The following is a 25,540-nucleotide window of genomic DNA, read 5'->3' on the forward strand; positions in this document are numbered from 1 at the left end:
GCTTCGCGAGCCCCAAGCAATCCGTGCTAGAGAGCCTTCATGTCCGAGACCGTATTGTCAGACGCTGCACTGTCCGCTGCCGCCGCCGAGGCGCCGGCCGTCGACGATGCGCGTGCCGACGCGCTTGAGATCATCACCTTCGGCTGCCGCCTGAACTCCTATGAGTCCGAGGTGATGCGCCGCCATGCGCAAGAGGCCGGGCTGACCGATGCGGTGATCGTCAATACCTGCGCGGTGACGCAAGAAGCGGTGCGCCAGGCGCGCCAGGCGATCCGCCGGGCGCGGCGGGAGCGGCCCGATGCCAAGATCGTGGTGACGGGATGCGCGGCGCAGGTCGATCCGGAGCAATTCGCCGCCATGGGCGAGATCGACCATGTGGTCGGCAATGCGGAGAAGCTCGAGGGCCGCGTGTTCCAGGGGCTGACGACGCGTGACGACGCGCGGGTCCAGGTCAACGACATCATGTCGGTGAAGGAGACCGCCGGGCATCTGATCGACGGGTTCGGCAGCCGGGCGCGCGCCTATGTGCAGATCCAGAATGGCTGCGATCATCGCTGCACCTTCTGCATCATTCCGTTCGGCCGCGGGCCCTCGCGCTCGGTGCCGGCAGGCGAGGTAGTGCGCCAGGTGCGCGTTCTGGCCGAGCAAGGCTATGCCGAGGTGGTGCTGACCGGGGTCGACATCACCTCTTACGGCTCCGATCTTCCGGGTGAGCTGACCCTCGGCAAGCTGGTGGCAAAGCTTCTGAAGCTGGTGCCGGAGCTGCCGCGGCTCCGCCTCTCCTCCATCGATTCCATCGAGGCGGACGAGGCCTTGATGCGGGTGATCGCCGAAGAAGAGCGGCTGATGCCACATCTGCATCTTTCCCTGCAGGCCGGCGACGACCTCACATTGAAGCGCATGAAGCGGCGTCATAGCCGGGCGCATTCGGTGGCGTTCTGCGAGGAGGTTCGGCGGCTGCGCCCCGATGTGGTGTTCGGTGCCGATCTGATCGCCGGCTTCCCGACGGAAACCGACGCGATGTTCGCCAATTCCCTGGCGCTGGTGGACGATTGCGGCCTCACCTTCCTGCATGTCTTCCCGTTCTCGGCGCGGCCGGGAACGCCCGCGGCACGCATGCCTGCGGTGAACGGCAAGACGGTGACGGAGCGGGCGCGGATCTTGCGCATGCGCGGGAGCGAGGCCTTGAGCGCGCATCTTGAGCGCTCAAGCGGCCGGTCGATCCGCATTCTGATGGAAAATGAAACGCAAGGCCGGGCGGAGGACTTTACCCTGGTCAAGATCAATACGCCCTTTGCGCCGGGCCGCCTGGTCGAGGTCAAGGCACATGGCCATGACGGCCACGCGCTGCTGGCCGAGGTGGTGGCATGAGCGAGGACGAAAACAAGCCGGGATTTTTCAAGCGGGTTTTCGGGTTCGGCGGCAAGGAGCAGCCGGCGGAAGCACCTGTCGAATCCGAGCCGGAAGCAAAGGCCGAAACACCGGCCGGGACGCCTGCACCGCAAGAGCCGGTCGCGGAAAAACCCGCCGCGAAAAAGAAACCTGCTGCGAAGAAAACTGCGCCTAAGCAACCGGCGGCGAAGACCGAAGAGACAGCTGCTGCTGAAGCTGCCGTTGCCAAACCTGTTGCGAAGCCCGAGGCGAAGCCTAAAGAGACGGCGAAGAAGCCGGCCGCCGAAAAACCCGTAGCCAAGGCGCAGCCTGCCAAGAAACCTGCGCCGGAGCCGGCGGAAGAAGAGGCCCCGAAGCGCGGCTGGTTCGCGAAGCTTCGTACCGGGCTGTCGCGCACCTCCTCGGCGCTGACCGACAATCTCTCCGCGGTGCTCACCAAGCGGAAGCTGGACGACGAGGCGCTGGACGATCTGGAAGACGTGCTGATCCGCGCCGATCTCGGTGTCGACATGGCGATGCGGGTGCGGGACATCATCGCCGATAAGCGCTACGACCGGGAAATCTCGCCGGATGCGGTGCGCGAGGTTTTGGCCGAGGAAGTCGCCAAGGTGCTGGAGCCGGTGGCGCAACCGCTGCCGACGCCAGACAAATCGCCTTTCGTGTTCCTGGTGGTGGGGGTCAACGGCACCGGCAAGACCACGACCATCGGCAAGCTGGCCAATAAATTCGCGCGCGGCGGCTCCAAGGTGATGCTGGCCGCGGCGGATACGTTCCGGGCCGCGGCGATCGACCAGCTGAAAATCTGGGGCGAGCGGGTTGGCGCGCCGGTGATCACCCACGATGTCGGTGCGGATCCGGCGGGCGTTGCCTATGACGGGATCGATCAGGCCACCAAGCAGGGCGCCGATATCCTGCTGGTGGATACGGCGGGGCGGCTGCAGAACAAGGCCGGGCTGATGGACGAGCTGGCCAAGATCGTGCGGGTGCTGCGCAAGTTCGACGAGACCGCGCCCCATGGTGTGCTGCTGGTGCTCGATGCGACCACGGGACAGAACGCGGTCAGCCAGGTGGAGCTGTTCAAGGAGGTCGCCGGGGTCACCGGGCTGGTGGTGACGAAGCTCGACGGCACGGCGCGCGGCGGCATTTTGGTTGCAATCTCGGAGCGGTTTGGATTACCGGTCTATGCCATCGGCGTGGGCGAGGGGATCGAGGACCTGGAATCCTTCGACGCGCAGGATTTTGCCCGGGCCATCGCCGGATTTGGGAGAGAGAATGCAGCCGCAGCCTGATTCAGAAGGCGTTTCCGGAAAGCCCGAAGAGGACGCTCCGGCGATGCTGACCAAGCTCGCCATCGAGCTCGGGCCTTTGCTGGTATTCTTCGGCGCCAATGCGGTGAGCGGCATCTATGTCGGCACCGCCGCCTTCATGCTCGCGACTCTGGCGGCGCTGGCTTTCGCACGCATCCGCCATAAGAAGCTGCCGGTCATGCCGCTGCTCAGCGGCGTCATCGTGCTGGTGTTCGGCGGGCTCACCCTCTATCTGCAGGACGACACCTTCATCAAGCTCAAGCCGACGGTGGTCTATGTGATCTTCGCCGTGCTGTTGGCTGGGGGCATGATGCTCGGCCGGCCGCTGCTGAAGCTTTTATTGGGTGCGGCGGTCGATCTGACCGACGAGGGCTGGCGCAAGCTGACCTATCGCTGGGTGTTCTTCTTCATCGCCATGGCGGTGGTGAACGAGATCGTCTGGCGGAATTTCTCCACCGATACCTGGGTCGCCTTTAAGGCGTTCGGCTTCCTGCCGCTGACCCTGATCTTTGCTCTGGCTCAGATGCCGCTAATGCAGCGCTACAGCGTTGCCGGCGACAGCGAGGACCAAAACGCCGCCAGCTGAGCGGCGCGAGCGCCACCCGCGTGGCAGCTCTGATCGAGCCTTTCGGCTCGTTTGCGGCACAGCGAAAATCGGCGGTCGCTTTTTCCCCAATAAATGGTAATAGAAGTAAATTTGTACAACCTATAGTTTGATCGGTAGATTTCGGGTTGTAGTAAAGAAGGGGGTTTAAACCCGATTCACGGCGTTAGGGAATGGGAACATGATAGTCTGCAGGGCGATTCCGGAAGATGGCGCAAGGTGATAGCGGACTCGATCGCTCCGCGATGCATATGCTGCATCGTGCGGGGCAGTTTGCGAACGACATTTTTCTACTCGAGGCGAGCAGCTGCCAGCTGACGCCGCGGCAATTTGCAGTTCTTGCCGCTGTCGGAGATGAGGAAGGCCTGACGCAAACGGAGCTTGTCGAGCGGACCGGGATCGATCGTTCGACATTGGCCGATATCGTGGCGCGGCTGCTGTCGCGCGCGCTGATACGCCGGCGCAGGGCAAAACAGGATGGGCGCGCTTACGAGATCAGGCTGACCGAGTCGGGGCTCGCAGCTTTGAAGCAGGCGCATCCTTGCGCGGAAGCGGCCGACGAGCGGCTATTGTCGAAGCTGCCGCCCGGAAAGCGCGAAGAGTTTCTGGAATCGCTCAATCTGATCGTCAATCACACGAAGGAGTGAGCCTTACTTCGTGGCGTTGCCGGTCTCGGCTTTGGGCTCGGCTGTAGTCTCGGCCGTAGCCTTGGCCTTATCGCGCTCAGCTTCGATGCGGGGCAGGAGTTCGTCGTCGATCGCTTGGCTGGTGAGCGGGCCGATATGGCGGTAGACGATCTTGCCCGTGCCATCGACCACATAGGTCTCCGGCACGCCATAGACACCCCAATTGATACCGACGCGGCCGGTCCGGTCTGAGCCGACCCGATCGAACGGATCGCCGAACCGCCCCAGGAAGCTACGCGCGCCTGCGGGGTCGTCCTTGTAGTTGATACCGAACAGGCGGACGCCCGGCTTCTTGGAAAGTTCGGTGAGGACGGGATGCTCCTCGCGGCAGGGGCCGCACCAGGATGCCCAGACATTGACGATGGTCGGCTCGCCGGTGGCGAGATCCTTGCTGGAAAAGCCTTGCCGGTGATCCGGGAGCCCCTCGATCGGCGGCAGTGAGAATTCCGGCACCGGCTTGTCCAGCAGCGCGGAGGGAAGCCGGTGGGGATCGCCGCTGCCGAGGGCATACCAGAACAGCCCTGCCAGCCCGAGAAAGACGAGCAGCGGCAGGCTCCAGAGCCAGCCGCTTCGCGGCTTCGCGTCCTGCGCTCCGCCCCTCTTGGCGGCGGCTTTATTGGTCTTGTCTGCACTCATTGCGGCGTGCCTTCGCGGCCTGCCTCGCTTTTGTCGCTGGCGGCCGATTTCGCGGCAGTCCGGCGCGTCGCTGCCGCGCGCGGTTTGCGCTGGGTAGACGCCGGCGTCTTCTTAGTGCTTGCGGTTTTCCGTTTGGGACTCGCGGCTTTCGCCCTCTTCGATGCGGTTTTGGGCGCGGTGGATTTCGCCTTGTCCGCCGAACGGCGGCGGATGCCGCGGCGCTCCAGCTCAGCCAGCAGCCGGCGCTGTTTGCGGTCGTCCTTGACGATCGTGAAGGTCAGCGCCGCGATGCCGAGGAAAGTGACGGCATAGGCCGCCCAGATGAACATCGCATGTGGCCCGAGATCGGGAAAACTCATCGGCATGGGCTTGGCTCTCAGGCGGCGGCGCGTTGCGCCTCGATCTGCTGCAGCGCCCCGACGCGGCGGCGCAGGATCTCCGCGCGCATGGCCAGAAAATGCAGCAGCAGGAACAGACAGGTGAAGGCGCCGGCCATCACGAAGAGCGGCGCCAGCAGGGACGGATCGATGGTGGAGCCGCCCATGCGGAACACGCTGGCGGGCTGATGCAGGGTATTCCACCAATCGACGGAGAATTTGATGATCGGCACGTTGACGAAGCCGACCAGCGCCAAAATCGCGGCGGCCTTGCCGGCGCGGCTGGGTTCGTCGATGGCCTCCCACAGGGCAATCAGTCCGAGATAGAGCAGGAACAGCACCAGCATGGAGGTGAGCCGCGCATCCCAGACCCAATAGGTGCCCCACATCGGCTTGCCCCAAAGCGAACCGGTAATCAGGGCCAGAAAGGTGAAGGTGGCGCCGATGGGGGCCGCGGTCTTTCCGGCGACGTCGGCCAGCGGATGGCGCCAGATCAGGCTGCCCAGCGCGGCGATGGCGATCACGGTATAGGCCATCATGGCGAGCCAGGCGCTCGGCACATGGATGAACATGATCTTCACGGTCTCGCCCTGCTGGTAATCGGGCGGGGCGACGAAGAAGGATAGATACAGCCCCACGGCGAACAGGATCACGGTCAGGCCCGTGAGCCAGGGGAGCACGATACGGACGAGCTCGAGGAAGCGCGTGGGGTTTGCAAGGCTGATCATCGGGTCGATCTAATGGCTTTATCCGTTGGGCGCAATCGGTGAGGCGGCGATTTGGTTTCCCTATCGCAGTGCGGCACGAAGCGCGGCGGCGGCGGCAATGGGCGACAACACCAGGCTGGCGAGGCTTATGCCGCAAAGGATCATAAGGGGTGCCCAGGGCGAGGCCGGGCCGGTGATGCTGGCCGAAACCGTGGCGACGCCGAAGATCAGCGCCGGCACGTAGAGCGGCAGGATCATCAGCGCCATCAGCACGCCGCTGCGCCGCAAGCCCAGAGTGAGGCCTGCGCCGATGGCGGCGACGAAGCTGACCGCCGGGGTGCCGGCCAAGAGCGAGAGCACCAGGAAGCCGGAGGATTCGATGGGCAGGTTCAAAAGCAGTCCCAGCACCGGCGCCAGCAAGGTGAGCGGGATGCCGGTGGTGATCCAATGGGCGAGGCTCTTGATGCCGGCGACCAGCTCCAGGGGCAGGGGACCGAGCGTGAGCAGGTCGAGGCTGCCATCCTCGTAGTCGTTGTGGAAGATGCGGTCGGCGGAGAGAAGCCCGGCCAGCAGCAGGGCCACCCATAAGATGCCCGGTGCGATGCGCGACAACAGGTTGAGATCGGGGCCGAGGCCGAGCGGGGTCAGCACGATCACCGCGAAATAGAAGCCGAGCGCGGTGCCGATGGCGCCGCCTTCGCGCCAGGCGAGACGGAGGTCGCGGCCAAGCAGGGCAAGAGCGGCGCGGATCATGATGCGCGCCTCTTGCCGAGATCGAGGCGATGGGCGAAGGCAAGCGACATCGGGATGTGGCTGGTGACGACGGCCATGCCGCCCTCCTCCAGATGCTCGGCGATCATGTCGCGCAAATGCCGGGTGGAGGCGCGGTCGAGCGAGACCGACGGCTCATCCAGCAGCCAGAGCGGCCGCGGGGCGACGGCAAGGCGCAGCAGGGCCAATTTCCGCTTCTGCCCGGCGGAGAGCAGTGCGCCGGGAAGCTGGGCGATGGGATCGAGGCCGAAACGGGCGAGCACCGTTTCCAGCCGCTCCTCGTTAAGGGGCGGGCCGCCGTAATATTCGCACCAAAACTGCAGGTTCTCGGCCACCGACAGGCTGGTTTTGATGCCGTTGAGATGGCCGACATAGTGGAGCTGCTCGTAGAGCGGCTGGTCCGTTGCCGGGGACAGCGCGATCTCGCCATGCTCCAGCGGCAGGAGGCCTGCCAGACCGCGCAGGAGCGTGGTCTTGCCGACGCCGTTGGGACCGGTCAGCAGCAACGCCTCGCCGGACTTCAGCGCGAAGCTCAGCTTCTCGAAGATGAGCCTTCCGCCGCGCCGGCAGGAAAGATTGCGCGCCCGAAGGCTCTTTGCTCTCGCCATTGCTGCCTGTTTAACCAATCTCCGCCGCTTTGCCGGGCGATTGAGCGCCGCGCGGTCATCGCGCATTGTCACCTGTCTGCAAGCGGCTTTATATAGTTTGAACGCGGAAGCCAAGAGCAGGGACGGTTGACTGCTTCGTGCGCGGGGGCGCGGCGCGAGGCTTGCATCGGCTTTCGTGACATCCGCACGGTTGTAACGGGAGATTGTATTGAGCGCTGCAGATCAGACGTCGCTAGACAGCTTCAAATGCCGGTCCGAACTCAAGGTCGGCGACAAGACTTACGAATATTACGATTTGCAGAAGGCAGAGGCGAATGGGCTCGCCGATATCTCCCTTTTGCCGTTTTCGCTGAAAGTCTTGCTGGAAAATCTGCTGCGCCATGAGGATGGCCGCACCGTCACGGAAGACGATATCCGTGGGATGGCGGCCTGGCTCACCGAGCGGCGGAGCGACAAAGAGATCGCCTTCCGCCCGGCGCGCGTGCTGATGCAGGATTTCACCGGCGTTCCGGCGGTGGTGGATCTGGCGGCGATGCGCGATGCCATGGCGGCGCTGGGCCAGGATGCGGAGAAGATCAATCCGCTGGCGCCGGTGGATCTCGTCATCGACCATTCGGTGATGGTGGACTTCTTCGGCTCGGCGAAAGCCTTCCTGGAGAATGTCGAGCGGGAATATGAGCGCAACGGCGAGCGCTATGCCTTCCTGCGCTGGGGCGCCGACGCGTTCGATAATTTCCGCGTGGTGCCGCCGGGCACCGGCATCTGCCATCAGGTGAATCTGGAATATTTGGCCCAGACGGTCTGGACCAAGAAGAACGGCGCGCTCACCGCCTATCCCGATACGCTGGTCGGCACCGACAGCCACACCACCATGGTGAATGGGCTTTCGGTGCTGGGCTGGGGCGTTGGCGGTATCGAGGCGGAGGCGGCGATGCTGGGCCAGCCTATCTCGATGCTGATCCCCGAAGTGATCGGCTTCCGCCTGTCGGGCAAGCTGCAAGAGGGCGTCACGGCCACCGATCTGGTGCTCACCGTCACTGAGATGCTGCGCCGCAAAGGCGTGGTTGGCAAGTTCGTGGAGTTCTACGGCGAAGGGCTGGAGCATCTGGCCCTGGAAGACCGGGCGACCATCGCCAATATGGCGCCGGAATACGGTGCGACCTGCGGCTTCTTCCCGGTCGATAGCGAGACGGTGGAGTATCTGGAGGCCACGGGCCGCAAGCGCTCGCGCATCGCGCTGGTGGAGGAATACGCCAAGGCACAGGGGCTCTACCGCAGCAAGAAGACGCCGGATCCGGTGTTTACCGATACGCTGCAGCTCGATCTTGCCGATGTGGAGCCGTCCATCGCCGGGCCGAAGCGGCCTCAGGACCGGGTGCCGCTGACCGAGGCCGCCAGCTCCTTCGCCGAGGTGCTGGACGAGGAATACGGCAAGGCGGCGGAAGCCGATAAACGCGTGCAGGTCGATGGGCGGAATTTCGATATCGGCCATGGCGACGTGGTGATCGCGGCGATCACCTCGTGCACCAATACCTCCAACCCGTCGGTGATGATCGGGGCGGGGCTTCTGGCCCGCAACGCGCTGGAGAAGGGGCTGCAGTCCAAGCCCTGGGTGAAGACCTCGCTGGCGCCGGGCAGCCAGGTGGTGAGCGATTATCTCGCCAAGGCGGAGCTGCAGGACGATCTCGACAAGCTCGGCTTCAACCTGGTCGGCTATGGCTGCACCACCTGCATCGGCAATTCCGGGCCGCTGCCGGAGGATATCTCCAAGACCATTCAGGAGAACGGGCTGGCGGTCGCCTCGGTGCTTTCCGGCAACCGCAATTTCGAAGGCCGGGTGAACCAGGATGTGCGGGCGAATTATCTCGCTTCGCCCCCGCTGGTGGTCGCCTACGCCATTGCCGGCAGCATGAATGTCGACATCGCGCGTGATCCGCTCGGCACCGACAAGAAGGGCGAGCCGGTGTACTTGAAGGATATCTGGCCGTCCTCGAAGGAGATCGCCAAGACGGTGCGCAAGGCGGTGAAGCGTTCGATGTTCCAGGAGCGCTATGCCGATGTGTTCCGGGGCGATGAGGAGTGGCAGAAGATCGAGGCGACGGGCGGGCTCACCTATGGCTGGGATCAGAGCTCGACCTATGTGCAGAACCCGCCCTACTTCGAAGACATGTCGCTGGAGCCGGCGCCGGTCACCGATATCGAGAATGCGCGCATTCTCGGCCTGTTCGGCGATTCCATCACCACCGACCACATCTCGCCGGCCGGTGCGATCAAGAAGGACAGCCCGGCGGGGCGCTATCTGATCGAGCACGGCGTTTCCCCGGCGGAGTTCAACTCCTACGGCTCGCGGCGCGGCAATCACGAGGTGATGATGCGCGGCACCTTCGCCAATATCCGCATCAAGAACCAGATGGTGCCTGGCGTGGAGGGCGGCGTGACCGTGCATCACCCGAGCGGCGAGCAGATGGCGATCTACGATGCGGCCATGCGTTATGCCGAGGACAAGGTTCCGCTGGTGGTGTTCGCCGGCAAGGAATACGGCACCGGCTCTTCCCGCGACTGGGCGGCCAAGGGCACCACGCTGCTCGGCGTGCGGGCGGTGATCACCGAGAGCTTCGAGCGCATCCACCGCTCCAATCTGATCGGCATGGGTGTTTTGCCCTTGATGTTCGAGAACGGGGTCGACTGGAAATCGCTGGGGCTGACCGGCGCGGAGATGGTGTCCATCGACGGGCTGGCCGATATCAGGCCGAAGCAGACGATCACCGCGAAGATCACCTACGGAAGCGGCGAGGAGCGGACCATCCCGCTTCTGGTCCGCATCGATACGGCGGACGAGCTCGACTATTTCCGCAATGGCGGCATCCTGCACTACGTGCTGCGGGGGCTGGCCAAGAGCGCCGCTTAAAAAGCGTTGCTCTTGGCGAACTCAACGTCTCGTCTCATAGATTGCCTATGCGTACTGGATCAGCTTCCACACGACCGCCTTGTTGGCGTACGGGGGCATCCGATTTCCCCTGGCGATCGGAGCGGTGGTGCTCGGATTGCCGACGACCTTCCAAACACCGCTCTCAGGACAGGTTTCCCCGGTACGAGCGAGCGTTCCGATCGGCGCGCGATTGCGAGTCATAGTCATGAGAAAAGTCCTTCTTTGGTTACCTTCTGTCCTTCTTGAGCAGACATTATCGTAAGGATATATCGGCCGAACCGTTTGTCAACCCTTGCCGTACGAAAACGTATAATTGCATCGTACGCGCATTGTCGTTAATCTGGAACAGTAGGAGGCGCTATGTCCCTCTCCACGAAGCTGAAAGAGCTTCGAATCAAGAACAACCTATCGTTACAAGAACTCGCTGACAGTGTCGGAGCTTCTAAAGCCCATATTTGGGAGCTTGAGACGGGACGAAGCAAGAATCCATCTGTAGATCTCGTGAGGCGAATTTCAGAAAGGTTTAAGATAACGGTTTCCGAGCTGCTCGGGGAGAGCCCACAAGGTACTGAAGAAGATCAAGATATTGTAGCGATGTATCGGGAGTTAAAGGAGTTGGAGGAGGTCGATCGGGAAACGATTCGACTTTTGATGGAGCGGTTGAGAGCGCTTAAGAAGGGATAGGTCTGTGGGCATCAGCAGGATCGATCTAGCGGATAAGGGCTCACCAGAGGCGCTGGTGACCACGATCCTGAGGCTGGAGCCGGAATTGCCCCTACCAATCCCCGTAGAAGATCTGTGTAGCCAGCTAGATATCGAATCGATTCAGCGCTTGGATACCGACGGTTTTGAAGGCGGCCTAATCACGGATCTTGAAAGGAGTGCGGGCATTGTACTCGTGAGGGACGGGGTTCCTTTGTCTAGGCGTCGTTTCACCATCGGCCATGAGCTTGGGCACTTTCTTGTCCCCACCCACATGCCAAATGAGGAGGGACGTTTCCTTTGTTCTCGGAGGGACATGCGCTTGTTCAGCGCTCGGGAAAGCAACCGTCGAGCGCGAATGGAAGTCGAGGCGAACCGATTTTCCGCTCTACTGCTGATGCCGCCTCCCTACTTGAGGCGATCCATTGGCAAAGACCCAAATATCGAAGAGGTTTTTGAACTCTCTAGCCAGTATCTAGTAAGTAAGGAAGCGATGGCTCGGTCGTATGCGGAATACCACCCAGAACATGTTGCGTTTGTGGTGGTCCAGCATGGTCGCGTACTCAGGGTCTACAAGCCTAGGAAATTCCCATTCATTACTGCACGCCGAGAGATGCCGGTGCCCAGCGGCTCGATATTTCATAAGGTCGTGTCTACGGGTTCGGCGCCGAGCCAAGTTGACTCATGTTACGCAGATACTTGGATTGACGTTGAGCGTGGAGCTCCCGCACCGGCGCTGTATGAACAGGTCTGTCTACAGGCCAAAGGATTCGCTCTGATCATGCTTTGGCTTGAGCAGGCTGAAGAAGATGAAAGAGATGATGAGCGAACTGCCAAGCAGCGCTGGAAAGACCGAATAAGCGCACGGTTCGTGTGATTGCGATAGGCGTCGGCGTTTCACCCGAATGTGAGGCCGCGCGCTTGGCTTGTGACCCTATGTGAGCGGATGCTGCGGCAGTATGGTCGGCATGACCTATCGCACCATCTTCGCCCTCATCGTCTTCGTCTGCATGGTCGCAGGCGCTGGCCTCACCGCCGGGTTCGCCGATACGAGCCGGCAAGGCAGCAAGCCCGTGCTGGAGCTGTTCACCAGCCAGGGCTGCTCCTCCTGCCCGCCGGCGGACAAGCTGCTTGGCCGCTATGCGGCGCGCGGCGACGTGCTGGCGCTGTCCTATTCCGTCGACTACTGGGATTATCTCGGCTGGAAGGACACGCTGGGCAGCCCGGAGAACAGCGCTCGGCAGCGGGCTTACGCGCAGGCGCGCGGCGATAGCCGGGTGTATACGCCGCAGATCGTCGCCGATGGGCTGTTCCACGCCGTGGGCAGCAACGACGCCGAGGTGCGCGGCGCGATGCGAAGTGCCGAAGACAAGCTCGCTGGTGACAAGGTGCCGGTCTCGCTTCATGCGGCCGGGGATAAGATCGCGATCGATGTCGGCGCCGCGCCCGGCGGGGCAGAGATCCGTCACGCCACGGTGTGGATCGGCACGGCGAAGAGCCTGCAGAACGTGGTGATCAAGCGCGGCGAGAACCGCGGCCGCACCATCGCCTATCACAACAATGTCCGCAGCCTCGCCAAGGCCGGCACTTGGACCGGCAAGCCGCTGCGTCTGGAGGTTTCGGCCGCCAAGCTGCGGCAGGCGGGCGGCGACCGCGTCTTCGCGCTGCTGCAGCAGGGCAGCACGGGGCCGATCTTCGGCGCCGCGGAGCTCTCCGGGTTTTAGGCGGGCTTCAACATTGCCGTCATTGCCGGGCTTGTCCCGGCAATCCATGAACACCTGCCTCTATTACATCGCTCAGACTGTGGTCATGGATGCCCGGCACAAGGCCGGGCATGACGCCGGTATTGGATCTCCGGACTTTCCGACGATCGATGGCAATGACGCGTGAGAAGTTGAGCCCAGACCATCCCCCCAAAGCAAAAGCGGGCCGGCGAACCGACCCGCTTGAGCATTCGCTGGGAGGAGCGAATGGAGAGAGAAATGAAGTTGGCCCGGTCTTGAGATGAAGACCCCGGGGGGGCTGGGGGGCTGAGATACCGAAGCCTTACCAAGACCGGGCCGAGAGGCAACGATAGTGATCATACGAGTTTTTGGGGCGGGCCAACGGCTGAACTGGGGCAACACTGTGATTTATATTACAATTTGTTACAGGTCCGGGTTCGCGTGAGATTGGCTTGTCAGAGGCGGCTTTGATCGGCATCATGACAGTTCGGCTACAAGGGGTTTTCCAGCTTGAGCGATTCCAGCGCAACGATCCTGCCGCTTCGCAATTCCACCGGCGGCACCTGGTCCATCGACGGTGCAGCCACAAGACCTCCGGAAATTTCCTTCAACCGCCGCGAGCTCTCTCAGATCCTCAATGTCTATGGCCGCAAGGTCGCAAGCGGCGAGTGGCGCGACTACGCCATCGACTGCCTGCGCGACAAGGCGGTGTTCTGCGTGTTCCGGCGCGCCTCCGAGCATCCGCTCTACCGCATCGAGAAGACGCCGAAGCTGGCGCGGCGCCAGGGCGCCTACAGCGTGGTCGGCGCGAGCGGACATATTCTGAAACGCGGTCACGATCTCCGGCGCGTGCTGACGGCCCTGGATAAGGGGCTGCGCCTGGTGGAGGGGTAGGCGCCTCTCGGCATTTTCGAAATCGTCGTCATGCCCGGACTTGATCCGGGCATCCATGCCGTTACAGCGCAGCGAGCGCCGTGTGTTCGATAGTCTCGAGCGTTTGCCGAGAGGTCAGGGAATGGATTGCCGGGTCAAGCCCGGCAATGACGAAGGTGAATGAAAAAAGCCCCGGGCGATGGCCCGGGGCTCTTTGTATTTGCGCTATCGGCCTCTGGCCTACGTGAGCGCTTGGACTAGCGGCGGTCGCCGAAGAGCTGGAGCAGCATCATGAACAGGTTGATGAAGTCCAGATAGAGCCGAAGCGCGCCCATGATGGCCTTGCGGCCGGCAACCAGGGTGCTGTCGCCCTCGTAATACATCTCCTTGATCTGCTGGGTGTCGTAGGCGGTAAGGCCTGCGAAGACCAGAACGCCGATCACGGAGACGGCGAATTGCAGCGCCGTGGAGCCGATGAACAGGTTCACCAGCGAGGCCAGGACGATGCCGATCAGGCCCATGAACAGGAACGAGCCCCAGCCGGAAATATCGCGGCTGGTGGTGTAGCCCCACAGGCTCAGTGCGCCGAACGACGCGGCGGTGATGAAGAACACCTGCGCGATGCTGGCGCCGGCATAGACCAGGAAGATGGACGAAATCGATGCGCCCATCAGTGCCGAGAAGCCCCAGAAGGCGGCCTGCGCGGCGCCGAGGCTCATGCGCTGGATGCCCATGGAGAGCACGAAGACCATCGCCAGGGGCGAGAAGATCAGCACCCAGCGAAAGGCGCTGGCGAAGATGAAGTTGCCGAACGCGGTAAGCTGCAGGGCGGTGCCGGTGTCGACGACGGCGAAGGAGTAGACCAGATAGGCGACGACGCCGGTGATGCCGACGCCAAGGGCCATGTAGTTGTAGACGCGCAGCATATAGGCGCGCAGGCCCTGGTCGATGGCTCCCGCTTCCGCCCGGCCTACGGTGCGCGGTTGTGCGTAGCGTTGATCAAGATCGGCCATAGATTGCGTTTTCCTTTCAGCCTTGAAAATGCCCAGGGTCGGGCGTGCCGTTGAACGGGTAGACATAGCTTTGCCGGTAATATGGGGATGAAAGTCAACAACCGCAAGACGGTGCGTAGCAAAGCCTACGCGGGCTGCTTGGCGGTGAAATGAGGGTGCCGGCGAGGCTTATTCGGCGCGCAAATACGGTGCCGCCTTGACCGAGAGCACCCGCCAGGTGGCGATGGCGCCGAGCCCCAGAACCAGAGCCAGGGCGAGAGCCACAGTGCCGAAGGCATCGAGGCCGGAAAAGCGGAAGGGGATGTCGAAGGCAAAAGTCGCCAGCAGGAAGGCGATCAGCGTGGCGAGCAGCACCGCGGCGATGGCGACCGCCGCGCCGAGGCTTGCGAATTCGATCAGCTCGGCACTGACGATGCGGCGCCGGCTTGCACCCAAGGTCTTGTAAAGCACGGCGAGATATTTGCGCCGCTCCTGGCCCGAGGCGATGGCGCCGGCAAGCACCACCACGCCGATGGCCAGGGTGAGCCCGGCGGTGACCTTGATCGCGGTCATCACCTTGGCCAGCAGGGCTTGGGCGGCCTTCACCACATCGCCCACCTTGACGGCGGTCACCAGGGGGAAGCGCTCGGCGAGGGCCTGGATCAGCCTGCCTTCGGTCTTGCCGTCCGTGCTTTCGGGAAGCTCCAGCGTGGCCAAGGTGCGATGGGGCACGCCTTGCAGCGTGCTCGGCGGGAACACCATGATGAAGTTGATGGCGAGCGACTCCCAATCGATGCGGCGGAGGCTGGCAATGCGCGCTTCGATATTCCGCCCCAGGATGTTGACGGTGACGAGGTCGCCGAGCTCCAGGCCCAAGCCCTTCGCGGCGCGGTCGTCGAAGGAGACCAGCGGCGGGCCGTCGTAGCCCTTGTCCCACCATTTGCCGGCGACGATTTCGGAGGCTTGCGGCACGCTGTCGGTGTAGGTGAGGCCACGATCGCCGCTGATCACCCATTGATAGTCGGGCGCGGCGTCGATCTCGTCGATACTCCGCCCGTTCAGCGCAACGATACGGCCGCGCAGCATCGGCGCGTCGTTGAGCGTCGCCTCCGGGTCCACCGATTTTACGGTCTGTTTGAAGGCGTCGAGATCCTTCGGGTCGAGATCGAGGAAGTAATAGGCCGGCGCCTTCATGCTGAGATCGCCTTCCAGCTCGGCGATCAGCGAGCGATTGATCAGGGCGACGGCGACCAGCAGGCCGAGACCGAGGCCCAGAGAGAGGGCGACGGCGCGGGAGAGGGAGCCGGGGCCGGCGATGCTGGCGAGCGCCAGGGCTGGCGCACCGCGCATGCGGCCGCGCAACAGGCCCGCGATTTTCTGCAAGCCCCAGCCGATGGCGAGAAAGACCAGAAAGCCGATAAGGATGCCGAGGCAGATCCAGGCGGTGATCAGCGGTTCGGTGGAGCTGACAATAGCGAGGCCGAACAGGGCGAGACCGGCAGCGGCGGAGGCGGCGGCAAAGCCCCAAGCGGTGTGATAGGGCTCATCGCCGGCGATCTGGGCGCGCATCAGGACCGCGGGCGGCACGGCGCTGGCGTGGCCCAAGGGCCAGAGCACGAACAGCGCCATGGTGAGAAGGCCGGCGCCGGCGGCAACCAGCAGCGGCATGGCATGGGGCGCCACCTGCAGCTTCAGCGGCAAGGCATCGCCATAGAGGGCGGAGAGGATCGCCGGCGTCGCGGCGCCAAGACACAAGCCGACGAGAATGCCCAGCGCGGTGAGCATCAGGGCTTGCAGCAGATAGATGGTGAGCACCAGGCGCGAGGAGGCGCCGAGGCTCTTGAAGATGGCGATCACCGTCCGCTTCTTGGTCATATAGGCGTGGATGGCGTTGCCGACGCCAATGCCGCCGAGCAGCAGAGCGGTGAGGCCGACCAGGCCGATGAACTGGGTGAAGCGGTGTGCGTCGCGGCGAAGGCTCGGTGCGGGATCGGTCCAGTCGTTCACCGCAAAGCCGCTTTCGGGGAAGGCGCGCTGCACCGCCTGCTTGGCCTCGGCGAGGGCTTCCTTGTCGGCGCCGAGATCGTTCGGCAGCGCCACGCGATAGATCCAGCGCACCAGGCTGCCGGGCTGGATCAGCTTGGTCTTCTCCAGCGTGTCGAGGGAGAGAAGCACGCGCGGGCCATAGGCCAGGCGGTCGGCGAGGCGGTCGGGCTGCTCGCCCAGCACGCCGGCGATGGTCACCTTGGTGTCGCCGAGTTGGATGGTGTCGCCGGGCTTCAGATCGAGCCGGTCGAGAAGCGTCTGCTCGACCAGCACTTGCCCGGGCTTGCGCCAGGCGTTCCCGGCGTCCTTCGGTTTCAGCACGCCGACCTCGCCGTAAAGCGGGAAGGCACTATCGACGGCCTTCAGCTCGACCAGCGCGCTATTGCGGTCTTCGGAACGGGCCATAGCGCGCAGGCTGGCTGACTCGCTCACCCGGCCGAGCTTATCGAGGGCGGTTCGTTCGTCGGGCGCGATCCGCCGATGCACCCGCTCGAATGAGAGGTCGCCGCCGACCAGAATGCGGCCGCTATCGGCCAAAGCGCCGTCGAAGGCGGCGGCCAGCGAACCGATGGCGGCGATGGCGGCAACGCCGAGCGCGATGCAGACGACGAAGATGATGAGGCCGCTAGCGCCGGTGCGCAGTTCGCGCAGGGCGATTTTCAATGCCAGGCCGAGATCGGCCTTGCCCGCTTGCGGTGTCGCCTTGCCCGTCAAGAGGCCGCCGCCTCTGCCGCCTTCGCGGTCTCGTCATCGACGATGCGCCCGTCGGCGAGATTGACGATACGGCCGCAGCGTTCGGCAAGGGCGCGGTCATGGGTGATGAGGAGCAGCGTCGCGCCGGTGCGCTTCTGTAGGGCGAAGAGAAGATCCATCACCTGCACGCCGGTCTTCTGGTCGAGATTGCCGGTGGGCTCGTCGGCGAGGATCAGCTCGGGGCTGGCCACCATGGCGCGGGCCAGGGCCACGCGCTGCTTCTCGCCGCCGGAGAGCTGGGCCGGAAAATGCGACTGGCGATGGGACAGGCCGACCTCGACGAGCGCCTCCTTGGCCACGGAAAAGGCATCTTCCCGGCCGAGAAATTCCAGCGGCAAGGCGACATTTTCAAGCGCCGTCATGGTGGGAACCAGATGGAAGGCCTGGAACACGATACCGATCTCGGTGGCGCGTAGCTTGGCGAGCTGGTCCTCGCTCAAGGGGCCGAGCTCGGTGCCGCCGATGGCGACCTTGCCGGAGGTGGCTTTCTCCAGCCCGGCCATGACCATGAGCAAGGTGGATTTGCCGGAGCCGCTGGGGCCGACAATGGCGAGGGTCTCGCCGGCGGCGACGTCGAGGTCGATGCCGCGCAGGATATCGACGGGGCCGGCCCGGCTCGGCAAGGTGACTTGCACGTCCTCAAGGGCGATGGCGGCGGGCGCTTTGTAGCTTTGGTCCATAGATGCGCTGTGGTTCAAATCGTTGCGGCACTGGCTGACAGATGGCGGGCCGGGTTGCAATAGAGAAGGTGAAAGAGGTCAAAAACATGAAGTCTCGTTTCGCGCTTTCTGTCGCATGCGCCGCCTGGTTGGCGCTCTCCGCCGTGCCGTTCGCTGCGCGGGCGGATGACGCCAAGCCGGTGATCGTGGCGTTCGGCGACAGCCTGACGGCCGGGTATCAGCTGCCAGAGCGCGACGCGTTCCCGGCGCAGCTGCAGGCGGCGCTGGAGGCGAAAGGCCAGGCGGTGGAGGTGACCAATGCGGGGGTTTCGGGCGATACCTCGTCCGGCGGGCTGGAGCGGTTCGACTGGTCGGTGCCCGAGAGTGCCGACGCGGTGATCCTGGAGCTCGGCGCCAACGATGCGTTACGCGGGCTGTCGCCGGCGGAGACCGAGAAGGCGCTGTCGGCGATCATCGAGAAGGCGAAGGCGCGGAACTTGCCGGTGCTGCTCGCCGGCATGGAGGCGCCGCGCAATCTCGGCAAAGACTATGTCGGCGAATTTCACGCCATCTATCCGGCGCTTGCTAAGAAGTACGATGTGATCCTCTACCCGTTCTTTCTCGACGGGGTGGCGCTGGACGAGGCCCTGACCCTGCCGGACGGGATGCATCCCAATGCCGACGGCGTTGCCCGCATCGTGCAGGGCATCCTGCCGAAGGTGGAGCAGCTTCTGGCTGAGGTGGAGGGGAATAAATCCGCTGAGGCGCCGTCTTCGCCGAAACTCTAACGGCGCCTCCAAAGCCTAGGGCTTAGTGATAGGCGCTGTGGTCCTTCACGTGCCACATCGAATAATACGAGTAAATCGTATAGCCGACGATGATCGGCACCAGCGGGATCGCGCCGTAGAGCATGAAGAGCTGCGATTCCGGCGCTGCCGCGGCATCCCAGATCGTGACTTCCGGCGGGATGATGAAGGGGAACAGGCTTACTGCCAGGCCCGTGTAGCAGAGCATGAAGATCAGGATCGAAAGCAGGAACGGCAGGTAGGTCCAGCGCTGCTTCAGCGCGTACCAGACACCGACGACGGCTAGAGCCGTCAGGACCGGCACGGGGCTCAGCATCACCAGATTTCCGGGATGGAACCAGCGGGCTGCGATGTCCTCGTGGGCCAGAGGCGTCCAGATGCTGAAGACGACGATGAAGGCGGCAACCGCGAAGATCGCGTAGCCGCCGACCTTATATGCCCAGTCGCGCAGCTCGCCGTCGCTCTTCATGATCAGCCAGCCGCAGGCGAGCAGCACGTAGCCCGCGGCAAGCGCAACGGCAGTGACCAGCACGAATGGCGTCAGCCAATCGAAGGCGCCGCCGGCATAGGCGCCGTCCTTGACATCGAAGCCCTGGATGAAGGCACCGACCGCAGCGCCCTGGATCAGGGCCGCCAAGGTGGAGCCGCCGGCGAAGGCGGCATCCCACATCCAGCGGGAGGTGTCGGCCTTATAGCGGAACTCGAAGGCCACGCCGCGTAGGATCAAACCGGCGAGCATCAGGATCACCGGCAGGTAAAGCGCCGGCAGGAAGATCGCATAGGCCATCGGAAAAGCTGCAAGCAGCCCGCCGCCCCCGAGCACCAGCCAGGTCTCGTTGCCGTCCCAATAGGGGGCGACGGAATTCATCATCTTGTCCCGGCAATCGTGGTTCGGTGCGAAGGGAAACAAGATGCCGATGCCGAGGTCGAAACCGTCCAGCAGGACGTAGATGAACACACCGAGCACCAGAATGGCGGCCCAAACTAGGGGCAGAATCGTCGGTAGATATTCGCTCATGGGTTGCCTGAGGCTGCAAGAGGTCTGCGGGAAAGATCGACTTCGTCCTCATCGGGCTCCGGCGGCGTGGCTTCCGGGCCGCGGCGCACCAGCTTGGCCATGTAGTACAGGCCGGCGCCGAAGATGAAGCCGTAGACGACGACGAAGATGATGATGGTGGTGAGAATGCTGCCGCCGGGCACCGGAGAGATGGCGTCCGCGGTGCGCAGGATGTTGTAGACGACCCAGGGCTGGCGGCCGACCTCGGTGACGAACCAGCCGGCGAGGACGGCGACGAAGCCGATGGGCCAGCAGATCACCATGGCGCGTAGGTACCAGCGGGTGGTGAACAGCTTGCCGCGCAGCCACAGCACGGCGCCGACCAGGCCAAGCGCGATCATGATCAGGCCGCAGCCGACCATGATGCGGAAGGCGAAGAAGGGGATCATCGGGTTGGGCCGGTCTTCCGGCGCCCACTCTTTCAGACCCTTCACCTCGCCGTCCCATTCATGGGTGAGGATCAGGCTGCCGAGGCCGGGAATGGCGACCTCGAAATTGTTCTTCTCCTCTTCCGCATCGGGAATGGCGAACAGGATCAGCGGCACGTTGCGGCCGGTTTCCCAGTGGGCCTCCAGCGCCGCCACCTTGGCGGGCTGATGCTCCAGCGTGTTGAGGCCGTGCATATCGCCGAGGAGGAGCTGGGTGGGGGCGAGCCAGACGAACAGGCTGAGCGCCATGCCGAGCATCACCTTGCCGTGGGGCACGTTGCGGTTATGCAGCAGATACCAGGCCCCGATGCCGCCGACGCAGAAGGCGGTGGTGAGATAGGCCGCGGTCACCATATGGGCGAAGCGGTAGGGGAAGGACGGGTTGAAGATCAGCTCGCCCCAATCGGCGGCATGCAGCACGCCATCCTTCACCTCGTAGCCGGCAGGGGTCTGCATCCAGCTATTGGCTGAAAGGATCCAGAAGGCCGAGATCAGCGTGCCGAAGGCCACCGCTGCGGTGGCGGTCAGGTGCACGCCTTTGGGCACATGGTTCCAGCCGAACAACATGATGCCGAGGAAGCCTGCCTCCAGGAAGAAGGCGGTCAACACCTCATAAGAGAGAAGCGGGCCGATGATATTGCCGCCCGCATGAGAGAGCACGCTCCAGTTGGTGCCGAACTCGTAGGACATGACGATGCCCGAGACGACACCCATACCGAAAGAAACAGCGAAGATCTTCGACCAGTGCTTTGCGGTTTCGAGATAGATGGCCTTGCCGGTGCGCAGCCACATCGTCTCCAGCACCAAGAGCCACATGGACAGGCCGATGGTGAAAGACGGGAAAAGAATGTGGAAGGAGACCGTAAAGGCAAACTGGATACGGGCTAGAAGAACTGGATCAAGATCAAACATCCGCCGTATATCCGCCCTTAATTACCTCAACTAGCCGCCATGCAGGCGACTCAAAGAGTATATTTAGCCTAGCTCAAGTTGCTGCCTACTTAAAGCGCAGGACTGCCGCACCCCATCATTTTTTGATCCTCTCAAACGCGTCGAGGGCTCTTCTACGGCCTTCATTATGGTCGACAATCGGAGTCGGATAATCCCTGCCCAATTCGACGCCAGCGTTGCCCATCTCGCGGGCGGGGGCTGTCCAGGGCGCATGGATCGCAGTCAATTCAAGGGCTTGGAGCTCCGGGATCCAAGCTCGGATATAGCGGCCGTCCGGGTCGAACTTCTCTGCCTGGAGCACGGGATTGAAGATTCGGAAATAGGGCGCGGCGTCGGCGCCGCAGCCTGCGACCCATTGCCAGTTCGCGGCATTGTTGGCGAGATCGGCATCCACAAGCGTGTCCCAGAACCAGTCGGCGCCTTGCTGCCAGGGGATCATCAGGTGCTTGGTGAGGAAAGAAGCGACCAGCATGCGGGTGCGGTTCGGCATCCAGCCGGTCTGCCAGAGCTGGCGCATGGCGGCATCGATGATCGGATAGCCGGTCTCTCCGCGCTTCCAGGCTTGCAGCTCGTCAGGCGCATCGCGCCAGGGGAAGTCGGCGAATTGCGGCTTCAGCGGTTCGGAGGCGATATGCGGGAAGTGGAACAGGAGCTGGTAGCAGAATTCGCGCCAGCCGAGCTCGCGCAGGAAACTCTCCGCGCCCTTGCCATGGGCGCCGTCCTTTGCGTGGCGGACCGCCCGATAGACCTGCAGCGGGCTCAGCTCGCCGAAATGGAGATGCGGGGAGAGCTGTGAGCTCGGATCGCAATCGAGCCGGCCGCGGTCTTTCTCGTAATCGCGCAGCTTCTTATCGATGAAGGCGGCAAGCTTCTCCTTGGCTGCCGCTTCGCCCGGCGTCCAGGTTTCGCGCAAGCCGCCGGCCCAGTCCGGCTTCTTGGGGCGGAGCTGCCAATCGTCGAGATCCTCCGACTTCGCCTTGGCGAAGCGTTCCAGCTTCGGCGCCTTCAGCACGTCCCGGAAATGCTTGCGTTTTGCGGCCTTCCAATAGGGGGTGAAGACCTGATAGGGCCTGCCGTCCTTTGTGGCGACGCTGTCGGGCGGATTGAGCAGGCGGCCTTCATGGAGCGTGAAGGCAACCTTCCGCTTGTCGCAGGCGGCTTGCACCTCGTCTTCCACCTTACGGGCGTAGGGTTCGTAGGCATTGGCCGCGTGGATGGCGCGGGCGCCGGTCTCCTCGATCAGCTGGCCGAGGATTTCGGCCGTCTTGCCGCGGCGGAGCACGAGGTGCCCGCCGCCTAAGCTCGCATCGAGCTCTGCCAAGCTGCCATGTAGCCACCAGCACGAGGCGCCGCCCGGCTTGAAATGACCGGCGGTCTCGTCGTCGAGGATGAAGACCGGCAGGAGCGGTGCGCCGGTATCGACGGCGGCTTTGAGGGCGGGATTGTCGGAAAGCCGGAGGTCTTGTCTGAACCACATGATCGCCGGCGCTTGGCTCTCGCTCATGGCTCAGCTTCCCCCCCCACAGGACTGCAGCGCCGCTTCGTGGAGACGGCGGGAGGACGCATCGAAGCAGCAGAACACCACGCGCTCAATGCGGGGTGTTTGGGGCAGCGTTTCGCTTACGGTCCGCACCGCGATTTCGGCGGCGCGCTCGGGCGGGAAGCCGTAAATGCCGGTGGAGATGGCGGGGAAGGCAATTGAGGAGAGGCCGTTCTCCTCCGCCAGTCGCAGCGATTCCCGGTAACAGCCGGCCAGCGCCTTGTCCTCGCCATGAATGCCGCCTTGCCAGACCGGGCCGACGGCATGGATGACGTAATCGGCGGGGAGCGCGAAGCCGGGGGTAATCTTGGCCTTGCCGGTCTCGCAGCCGTCAAGCGCGGCGCAGGCCTCGGCGAGCTCAGGCCCTGCGGCGCGGTGAATGGCGCCGCAAACCCCGCCGCCCGGCGCCAAGGCCGCATTGGCGGCGTTGACGATGGCGCCGGTGTCCAGCTCGGTGATGTCGCCTTCGACGATCTCGATACGCGCCGGCATGATGGGCATTGCATGCCGGATCGGCCGCACGATCAAGCGGCGTTTTCTTCAAAGTCTTTCGATAGACGCTAGAAGGGGCGGGCCGGGCCGAGCGAGCCCATCAGCAGGATCGATCCGAACAGGATGATGATCAGCGCCCCGCCGATACCGCAAATGGCCCAGACGCCGTCGGCCCAGGCGCTACCCTGGCCGTTGCCGAATTTCAGCACCAGCTCGCGGGAGCCGAGCGCGGCCAGCGCAATGATCGCGACAGTGAGCGCCGTGCCGAAGGCCATGGCGAAGGTGGCGCCGACACCGGCCCAGAAGATGCCTTGGGCGAGGGCGAAGACCAGCACCACGATGGCGCCGGTGCAGGGGCGGATGCCGACGGAGAACACCACGGCGGCAAGCTCGCGCAGCTTCAGCGGGCCTTGCAGCTTTTCCAGGTCGGGGCCGTGGCTGCAGCAGGCGTGGCCATCGTGATCATGATCGTGTGCGTGGTTGTGCTGGTGATCATGGTCATGATGATGCTGGTGGGCATCGACGGCGCGGTCGCCACGTTCCGCCAGCGCCCCGGCATAGCGCTGCAGCAGGCTGCGGATCTGCCGGAACAGCAGCCAGAATCCCACCAGAATGACGAGAGCGTAGCTCGCCGTCTCCAGCTTGGCGGACCAGTCTTTCATGGCAAGACCGGTGGCATTGAGCAGGATCGCCAGAACCGCGACCAGCACCACCGCCGTGGTGGCCTGCACTGCCGCTGCGAGAAAGCTGACCAGGACGCCGCGGCGGGCGGTCTCCTCATTGGCGGTGACATAGGCGGTGATGATGGTCTTGCCGTGCCCGGGCCCAAGGGCATGCACGACCCCATAGGCAAAGCTCAGCCCGGCGAGGGTCAGGGCGGCGAAAAGGGGATTGCCGTCTTTCAGATGCTTCACCGAAAGCGCCAGATCGCGCTGCCAGCGCTGCTGCACTTCCGTAACCCAGCTGATGAACGAACCGAAGAGACCTCCGCCGCGGATCGGCGCAGCTTCCGGGCTCGGTGCGCCGCCGAAGGCAGGCGGAGGTGCGGCGCTTTTTTGGGGATCGGGCGGGGCGCTCTGCTGGGCGCTGCCGCCAAAGGCCGAGGGCGGTGACTGGGCCAGGCCCAAGCCGGGCAGAGCGAAGATGACAAGAAGCGCGGCCGCGAAGCCAAGCCGCAGGAGGGTGCCGGTCAGCTGCTGCATGTCGCGATAGCGGTCTGGGCGAATTGCGAACCGTAATTGCTGCTCGGTCCCAGCTGGGAGAAGAAGGCCTCGGTGAGAGCGTCGGGATCCTTGTCCTCGCCCGGTATCCGGATATCGATCGTGCAGCCGGCGCCGGCATCGACGGTCTTGACCGGATGCTCCTTGGCGAAGCCGAAGGCGACGAAGAAGCTCGGATCGTAGACCTCGATCTTCACCTCGTGGTCCTTGGCCGAGACCGGCTCGGGCAGCACTAAGGTGAAGTGCAAGGTGACGATGCCGTCCTTCTCGCTGATCCAGGCATCGGACGGCTCGTTCAGCGCGACCTGGTCTTGGCCGACGGAAACGAAGGTGAAATAGTCGAAATCCTTCAGCGAGGTGACATTGACCTCGGCCAGCGGCTCCAGCTCCTCTTTCGTGTAGGTGCCGTCGCCATTGGTATCGAGGCCTTGGAGGGCCATGGCGCTGTAGAACTCGTCGAAGGTCCAGGTATGGCGGATGGCTTTGATGGTGTCGTCCGGGCCGAACACGACGTCGGAATGGACCGATGCCCAGACATGGGGGTGGGCATCGACCGGATCGCTGGACGAAGCGGCAATCGCAAACGCGGCAAGCGGCGCGCCGAAGGCCAGCCTCGCCAGACCGAGCAGCCTTCCGCGCCATACCCATCGCGTCTGATCAGAATTGCCCAGCAACGCCCCGTCTCCCATGCAAATCCTCATCCGGCATACGCACAGATTGTGGAGAAACTGCGTTCCCAATCGCGATTGACCGCTGTCAAAATGTTATATTATATCTCCTTCAAAGGAGCGAGCGATGAACGCTACGAAACCCCACGACCATAGCCACGACGCGCGCGATCTTTCGCCAAATCAGGAGCGGGTGCTGTCCTGTTTGCAACGGTCGAAAGAGCCGATGAGCGCCTACGCGATTTTGGACGAGGTGCGGCCTGAAGGCATCTCGCATCCGCCGACGGTCTACCGGGCGCTAAAGGAGCTGGAGGCGCTGGGCATGGTGCACCGGCTGAAATCCTTGAGCGCCTTCGTCGCCTGCCGGATGGATGGCTGCGGCGGGCATCACGCTTTCGCCTTCTGCCGCAAATGCCAGAAGGTGGTCGAGGTGGCGCTGGACGAGGAGCGCTACACCGAGCTGCTGGGGCTGGCGCCGGGCGACATCAAGGTCGATCAGGTGACGCTGGAACTGGCCGGTCTTTGCACCGCCTGCCGGGCAGTGGCCTCCTAACACGAGAGCGGCGCCGCGCGAGCGGCCGCAAGCATTTCACGCATTTCGGTCACGAGGAG

The 25,540-nt window shown here is 63.7% G+C and carries 24 protein-coding genes and 1 pseudogene; 11 read left to right on the top strand and 14 right to left on the bottom strand.

Annotation, left to right across the window (positions count from 1 at the left end; translation table 11 throughout):
- Positions 1-174: 174 nt before the first annotated feature.
- The 4 genes and pseudogenes from mtaB to HT051_RS02505 all read left to right on the top strand — a co-directional run bounded on the left by mtaB (position 175) and on the right by HT051_RS02505 (position 3,950).
- Positions 175-1,371 (top strand): tRNA (N(6)-L-threonylcarbamoyladenosine(37)-C(2))-methylthiotransferase MtaB, encoded by a 1,197-nt coding sequence (gene mtaB / locus HT051_RS02490; RefSeq protein ID WP_246810282.1) that lies wholly within the window; start codon positions 175-177, stop codon positions 1,369-1,371.
- A complete protein-coding gene (gene ftsY / locus HT051_RS02495) occupies positions 1,368-2,681 on the top strand; it encodes a signal recognition particle-docking protein FtsY (RefSeq protein WP_174540574.1) in 1,314 nt (437 codons plus the stop codon). The genes mtaB and ftsY overlap by 4 nt, the downstream gene beginning before the upstream one ends.
- A pseudogene (locus HT051_RS02500) lies at positions 2,665-3,307 on the top strand (septation protein A); the annotation flags it as partial. The gene ftsY and the pseudogene HT051_RS02500, both read left to right, overlap by 17 nt.
- Before the next feature lie 205 nt (positions 3,308-3,512).
- The gene (locus HT051_RS02505; protein ID WP_174540576.1) at positions 3,513-3,950 is read left to right on the top strand and encodes a MarR family winged helix-turn-helix transcriptional regulator; all 438 of its coding nucleotides are present in this window, start codon (positions 3,513-3,515) and stop codon (positions 3,948-3,950) included.
- Positions 3,951-3,953: 3 nt separating this feature from the next.
- Here HT051_RS02505 and HT051_RS02510 read toward each other — a convergent pair whose 3' ends face one another.
- Genes HT051_RS02510 through ccmA form a run of 5 tightly spaced genes read right to left on the bottom strand, consistent with a single transcriptional unit; the run spans position 3,954 to position 7,088 of the window.
- A complete protein-coding gene (locus HT051_RS02510; protein WP_174540577.1) occupies positions 3,954-4,625 on the bottom strand; it encodes a DsbE family thiol:disulfide interchange protein in 672 nt (223 codons plus the stop codon).
- Positions 4,622-4,990 (bottom strand): heme exporter protein CcmD, encoded by a 369-nt coding sequence (gene ccmD / locus HT051_RS02515; RefSeq protein WP_246810148.1) that lies wholly within the window; start codon positions 4,988-4,990, stop codon positions 4,622-4,624. The genes HT051_RS02510 and ccmD overlap by 4 nt, the downstream gene beginning before the upstream one ends.
- Positions 4,991-5,001: 11 nt before the next feature.
- Positions 5,002-5,730, bottom strand: a complete 729-nt coding sequence (locus tag HT051_RS02520) for a heme ABC transporter permease (protein ID WP_174540578.1) — start codon at positions 5,728-5,730, stop codon at positions 5,002-5,004.
- Positions 5,731-5,790: 60 nt separating this feature from the next.
- Complete coding sequence (ccmB, locus tag HT051_RS02525) at positions 5,791-6,462, bottom strand: heme exporter protein CcmB (RefSeq protein ID WP_174540579.1); 672 nt, start codon at positions 6,460-6,462, stop codon at positions 5,791-5,793.
- Positions 6,459-7,088, bottom strand: coding sequence for a heme ABC exporter ATP-binding protein CcmA (ccmA, locus tag HT051_RS02530; RefSeq protein WP_174540580.1), 630 nt, complete (start codon positions 7,086-7,088; stop codon positions 6,459-6,461). The genes ccmB and ccmA overlap by 4 nt, the downstream gene beginning before the upstream one ends.
- Positions 7,089-7,296: 208 nt before the next feature.
- On the opposite strand from ccmA, the gene acnA reads away from it, so the two are divergent.
- The 5 genes from acnA to HT051_RS02555 all read left to right on the top strand — a co-directional run bounded on the left by acnA (position 7,297) and on the right by HT051_RS02555 (position 13,337).
- Positions 7,297-9,996: an aconitate hydratase AcnA gene (acnA, locus tag HT051_RS02535; protein ID WP_174540581.1), complete on the top strand. Its 2,700-nt coding sequence runs from the start codon at positions 7,297-7,299 to the stop codon at positions 9,994-9,996.
- 381 nt (positions 9,997-10,377) lie between these two features.
- The gene (locus tag HT051_RS02540; RefSeq protein WP_174540582.1) at positions 10,378-10,701 is read left to right on the top strand and encodes a helix-turn-helix domain-containing protein; all 324 of its coding nucleotides are present in this window, start codon (positions 10,378-10,380) and stop codon (positions 10,699-10,701) included.
- 55 nt (positions 10,702-10,756) lie between these two features.
- A complete protein-coding gene (locus HT051_RS02545) occupies positions 10,757-11,596 on the top strand; it encodes an ImmA/IrrE family metallo-endopeptidase (protein WP_246810149.1) in 840 nt (279 codons plus the stop codon).
- Between the two features lie 91 nt (positions 11,597-11,687).
- The gene (locus tag HT051_RS02550; RefSeq protein WP_174540584.1) at positions 11,688-12,443 is read left to right on the top strand and encodes a thioredoxin family protein; all 756 of its coding nucleotides are present in this window, start codon (positions 11,688-11,690) and stop codon (positions 12,441-12,443) included.
- A gap of 531 nt (positions 12,444-12,974) precedes the next feature.
- The gene (locus tag HT051_RS02555) at positions 12,975-13,337 is read left to right on the top strand and encodes a DUF2794 domain-containing protein (RefSeq protein WP_371740621.1); all 363 of its coding nucleotides are present in this window, start codon (positions 12,975-12,977) and stop codon (positions 13,335-13,337) included.
- A gap of 236 nt (positions 13,338-13,573) precedes the next feature.
- Here the strand turns inward: HT051_RS02555 and HT051_RS02560 are convergent, their stop codons facing one another.
- The 3 genes from HT051_RS02560 to HT051_RS02570 all read right to left on the bottom strand — a co-directional run bounded on the left by HT051_RS02560 (position 13,574) and on the right by HT051_RS02570 (position 17,787).
- Positions 13,574-14,329: a Bax inhibitor-1/YccA family protein gene (locus HT051_RS02560; RefSeq protein WP_174540586.1), complete on the bottom strand. Its 756-nt coding sequence runs from the start codon at positions 14,327-14,329 to the stop codon at positions 13,574-13,576.
- A gap of 168 nt (positions 14,330-14,497) precedes the next feature.
- Positions 14,498-17,068, bottom strand: coding sequence for an ABC transporter permease (locus HT051_RS02565; RefSeq protein ID WP_174540587.1), 2,571 nt, complete (start codon positions 17,066-17,068; stop codon positions 14,498-14,500).
- Positions 17,065-17,787: an ABC transporter ATP-binding protein gene (locus HT051_RS02570; RefSeq protein ID WP_174540588.1), complete on the bottom strand. Its 723-nt coding sequence runs from the start codon at positions 17,785-17,787 to the stop codon at positions 17,065-17,067. Before HT051_RS02570 ends, HT051_RS02565 begins: the two co-directional genes overlap by 4 nt.
- An 86-nt stretch (positions 17,788-17,873) precedes the next feature.
- Between HT051_RS02570 and HT051_RS02575 the strand changes: the two genes are divergently transcribed.
- The gene (locus HT051_RS02575; protein ID WP_174540589.1) at positions 17,874-18,554 is read left to right on the top strand and encodes an arylesterase; all 681 of its coding nucleotides are present in this window, start codon (positions 17,874-17,876) and stop codon (positions 18,552-18,554) included.
- A gap of 22 nt (positions 18,555-18,576) precedes the next feature.
- Here the strand turns inward: HT051_RS02575 and cydB are convergent, their stop codons facing one another.
- From cydB to HT051_RS02605, 6 genes are all read right to left on the bottom strand, one after another.
- Positions 18,577-19,590 (bottom strand): cytochrome d ubiquinol oxidase subunit II, encoded by a 1,014-nt coding sequence (cydB, locus tag HT051_RS02580; protein WP_174540590.1) that lies wholly within the window; start codon positions 19,588-19,590, stop codon positions 18,577-18,579.
- The gene (locus HT051_RS02585; protein ID WP_174540591.1) at positions 19,587-20,969 is read right to left on the bottom strand and encodes a cytochrome ubiquinol oxidase subunit I; all 1,383 of its coding nucleotides are present in this window, start codon (positions 20,967-20,969) and stop codon (positions 19,587-19,589) included. Before HT051_RS02585 ends, cydB begins: the two co-directional genes overlap by 4 nt.
- Positions 20,970-21,084: 115 nt before the next feature.
- On the bottom strand, positions 21,085-22,512 hold the full coding sequence (locus HT051_RS02590) for a deoxyribodipyrimidine photo-lyase (RefSeq protein WP_174540592.1): 1,428 nt from the start codon (positions 22,510-22,512) through the stop codon (positions 21,085-21,087).
- Positions 22,513-22,515: 3 nt separating this feature from the next.
- Positions 22,516-23,040 (bottom strand): O-acetyl-ADP-ribose deacetylase, encoded by a 525-nt coding sequence (locus HT051_RS02595; RefSeq protein ID WP_174540593.1) that lies wholly within the window; start codon positions 23,038-23,040, stop codon positions 22,516-22,518.
- 68 nt (positions 23,041-23,108) lie between these two features.
- A complete protein-coding gene (locus HT051_RS02600) occupies positions 23,109-24,242 on the bottom strand; it encodes a nickel transporter (RefSeq protein ID WP_174540594.1) in 1,134 nt (377 codons plus the stop codon).
- Positions 24,230-24,934, bottom strand: coding sequence for a DUF1007 family protein (locus HT051_RS02605; protein WP_208454362.1), 705 nt, complete (start codon positions 24,932-24,934; stop codon positions 24,230-24,232). Before HT051_RS02605 ends, HT051_RS02600 begins: the two co-directional genes overlap by 13 nt.
- Before the next feature lie 121 nt (positions 24,935-25,055).
- Here HT051_RS02605 and HT051_RS02610 point away from each other — a divergent pair, with 121 nt between their 5' ends.
- On the top strand, positions 25,056-25,481 hold the full coding sequence (locus HT051_RS02610; protein ID WP_174540596.1) for a Fur family transcriptional regulator: 426 nt from the start codon (positions 25,056-25,058) through the stop codon (positions 25,479-25,481).
- Positions 25,482-25,540 lie beyond the last annotated feature (59 nt).

Origin of the sequence: Methyloligella sp. GL2, assembly GCF_013341275.1 — a bacterium.
Lineage (GTDB): Bacteria > Pseudomonadota > Alphaproteobacteria > Rhizobiales > Methyloligellaceae > Methyloligella.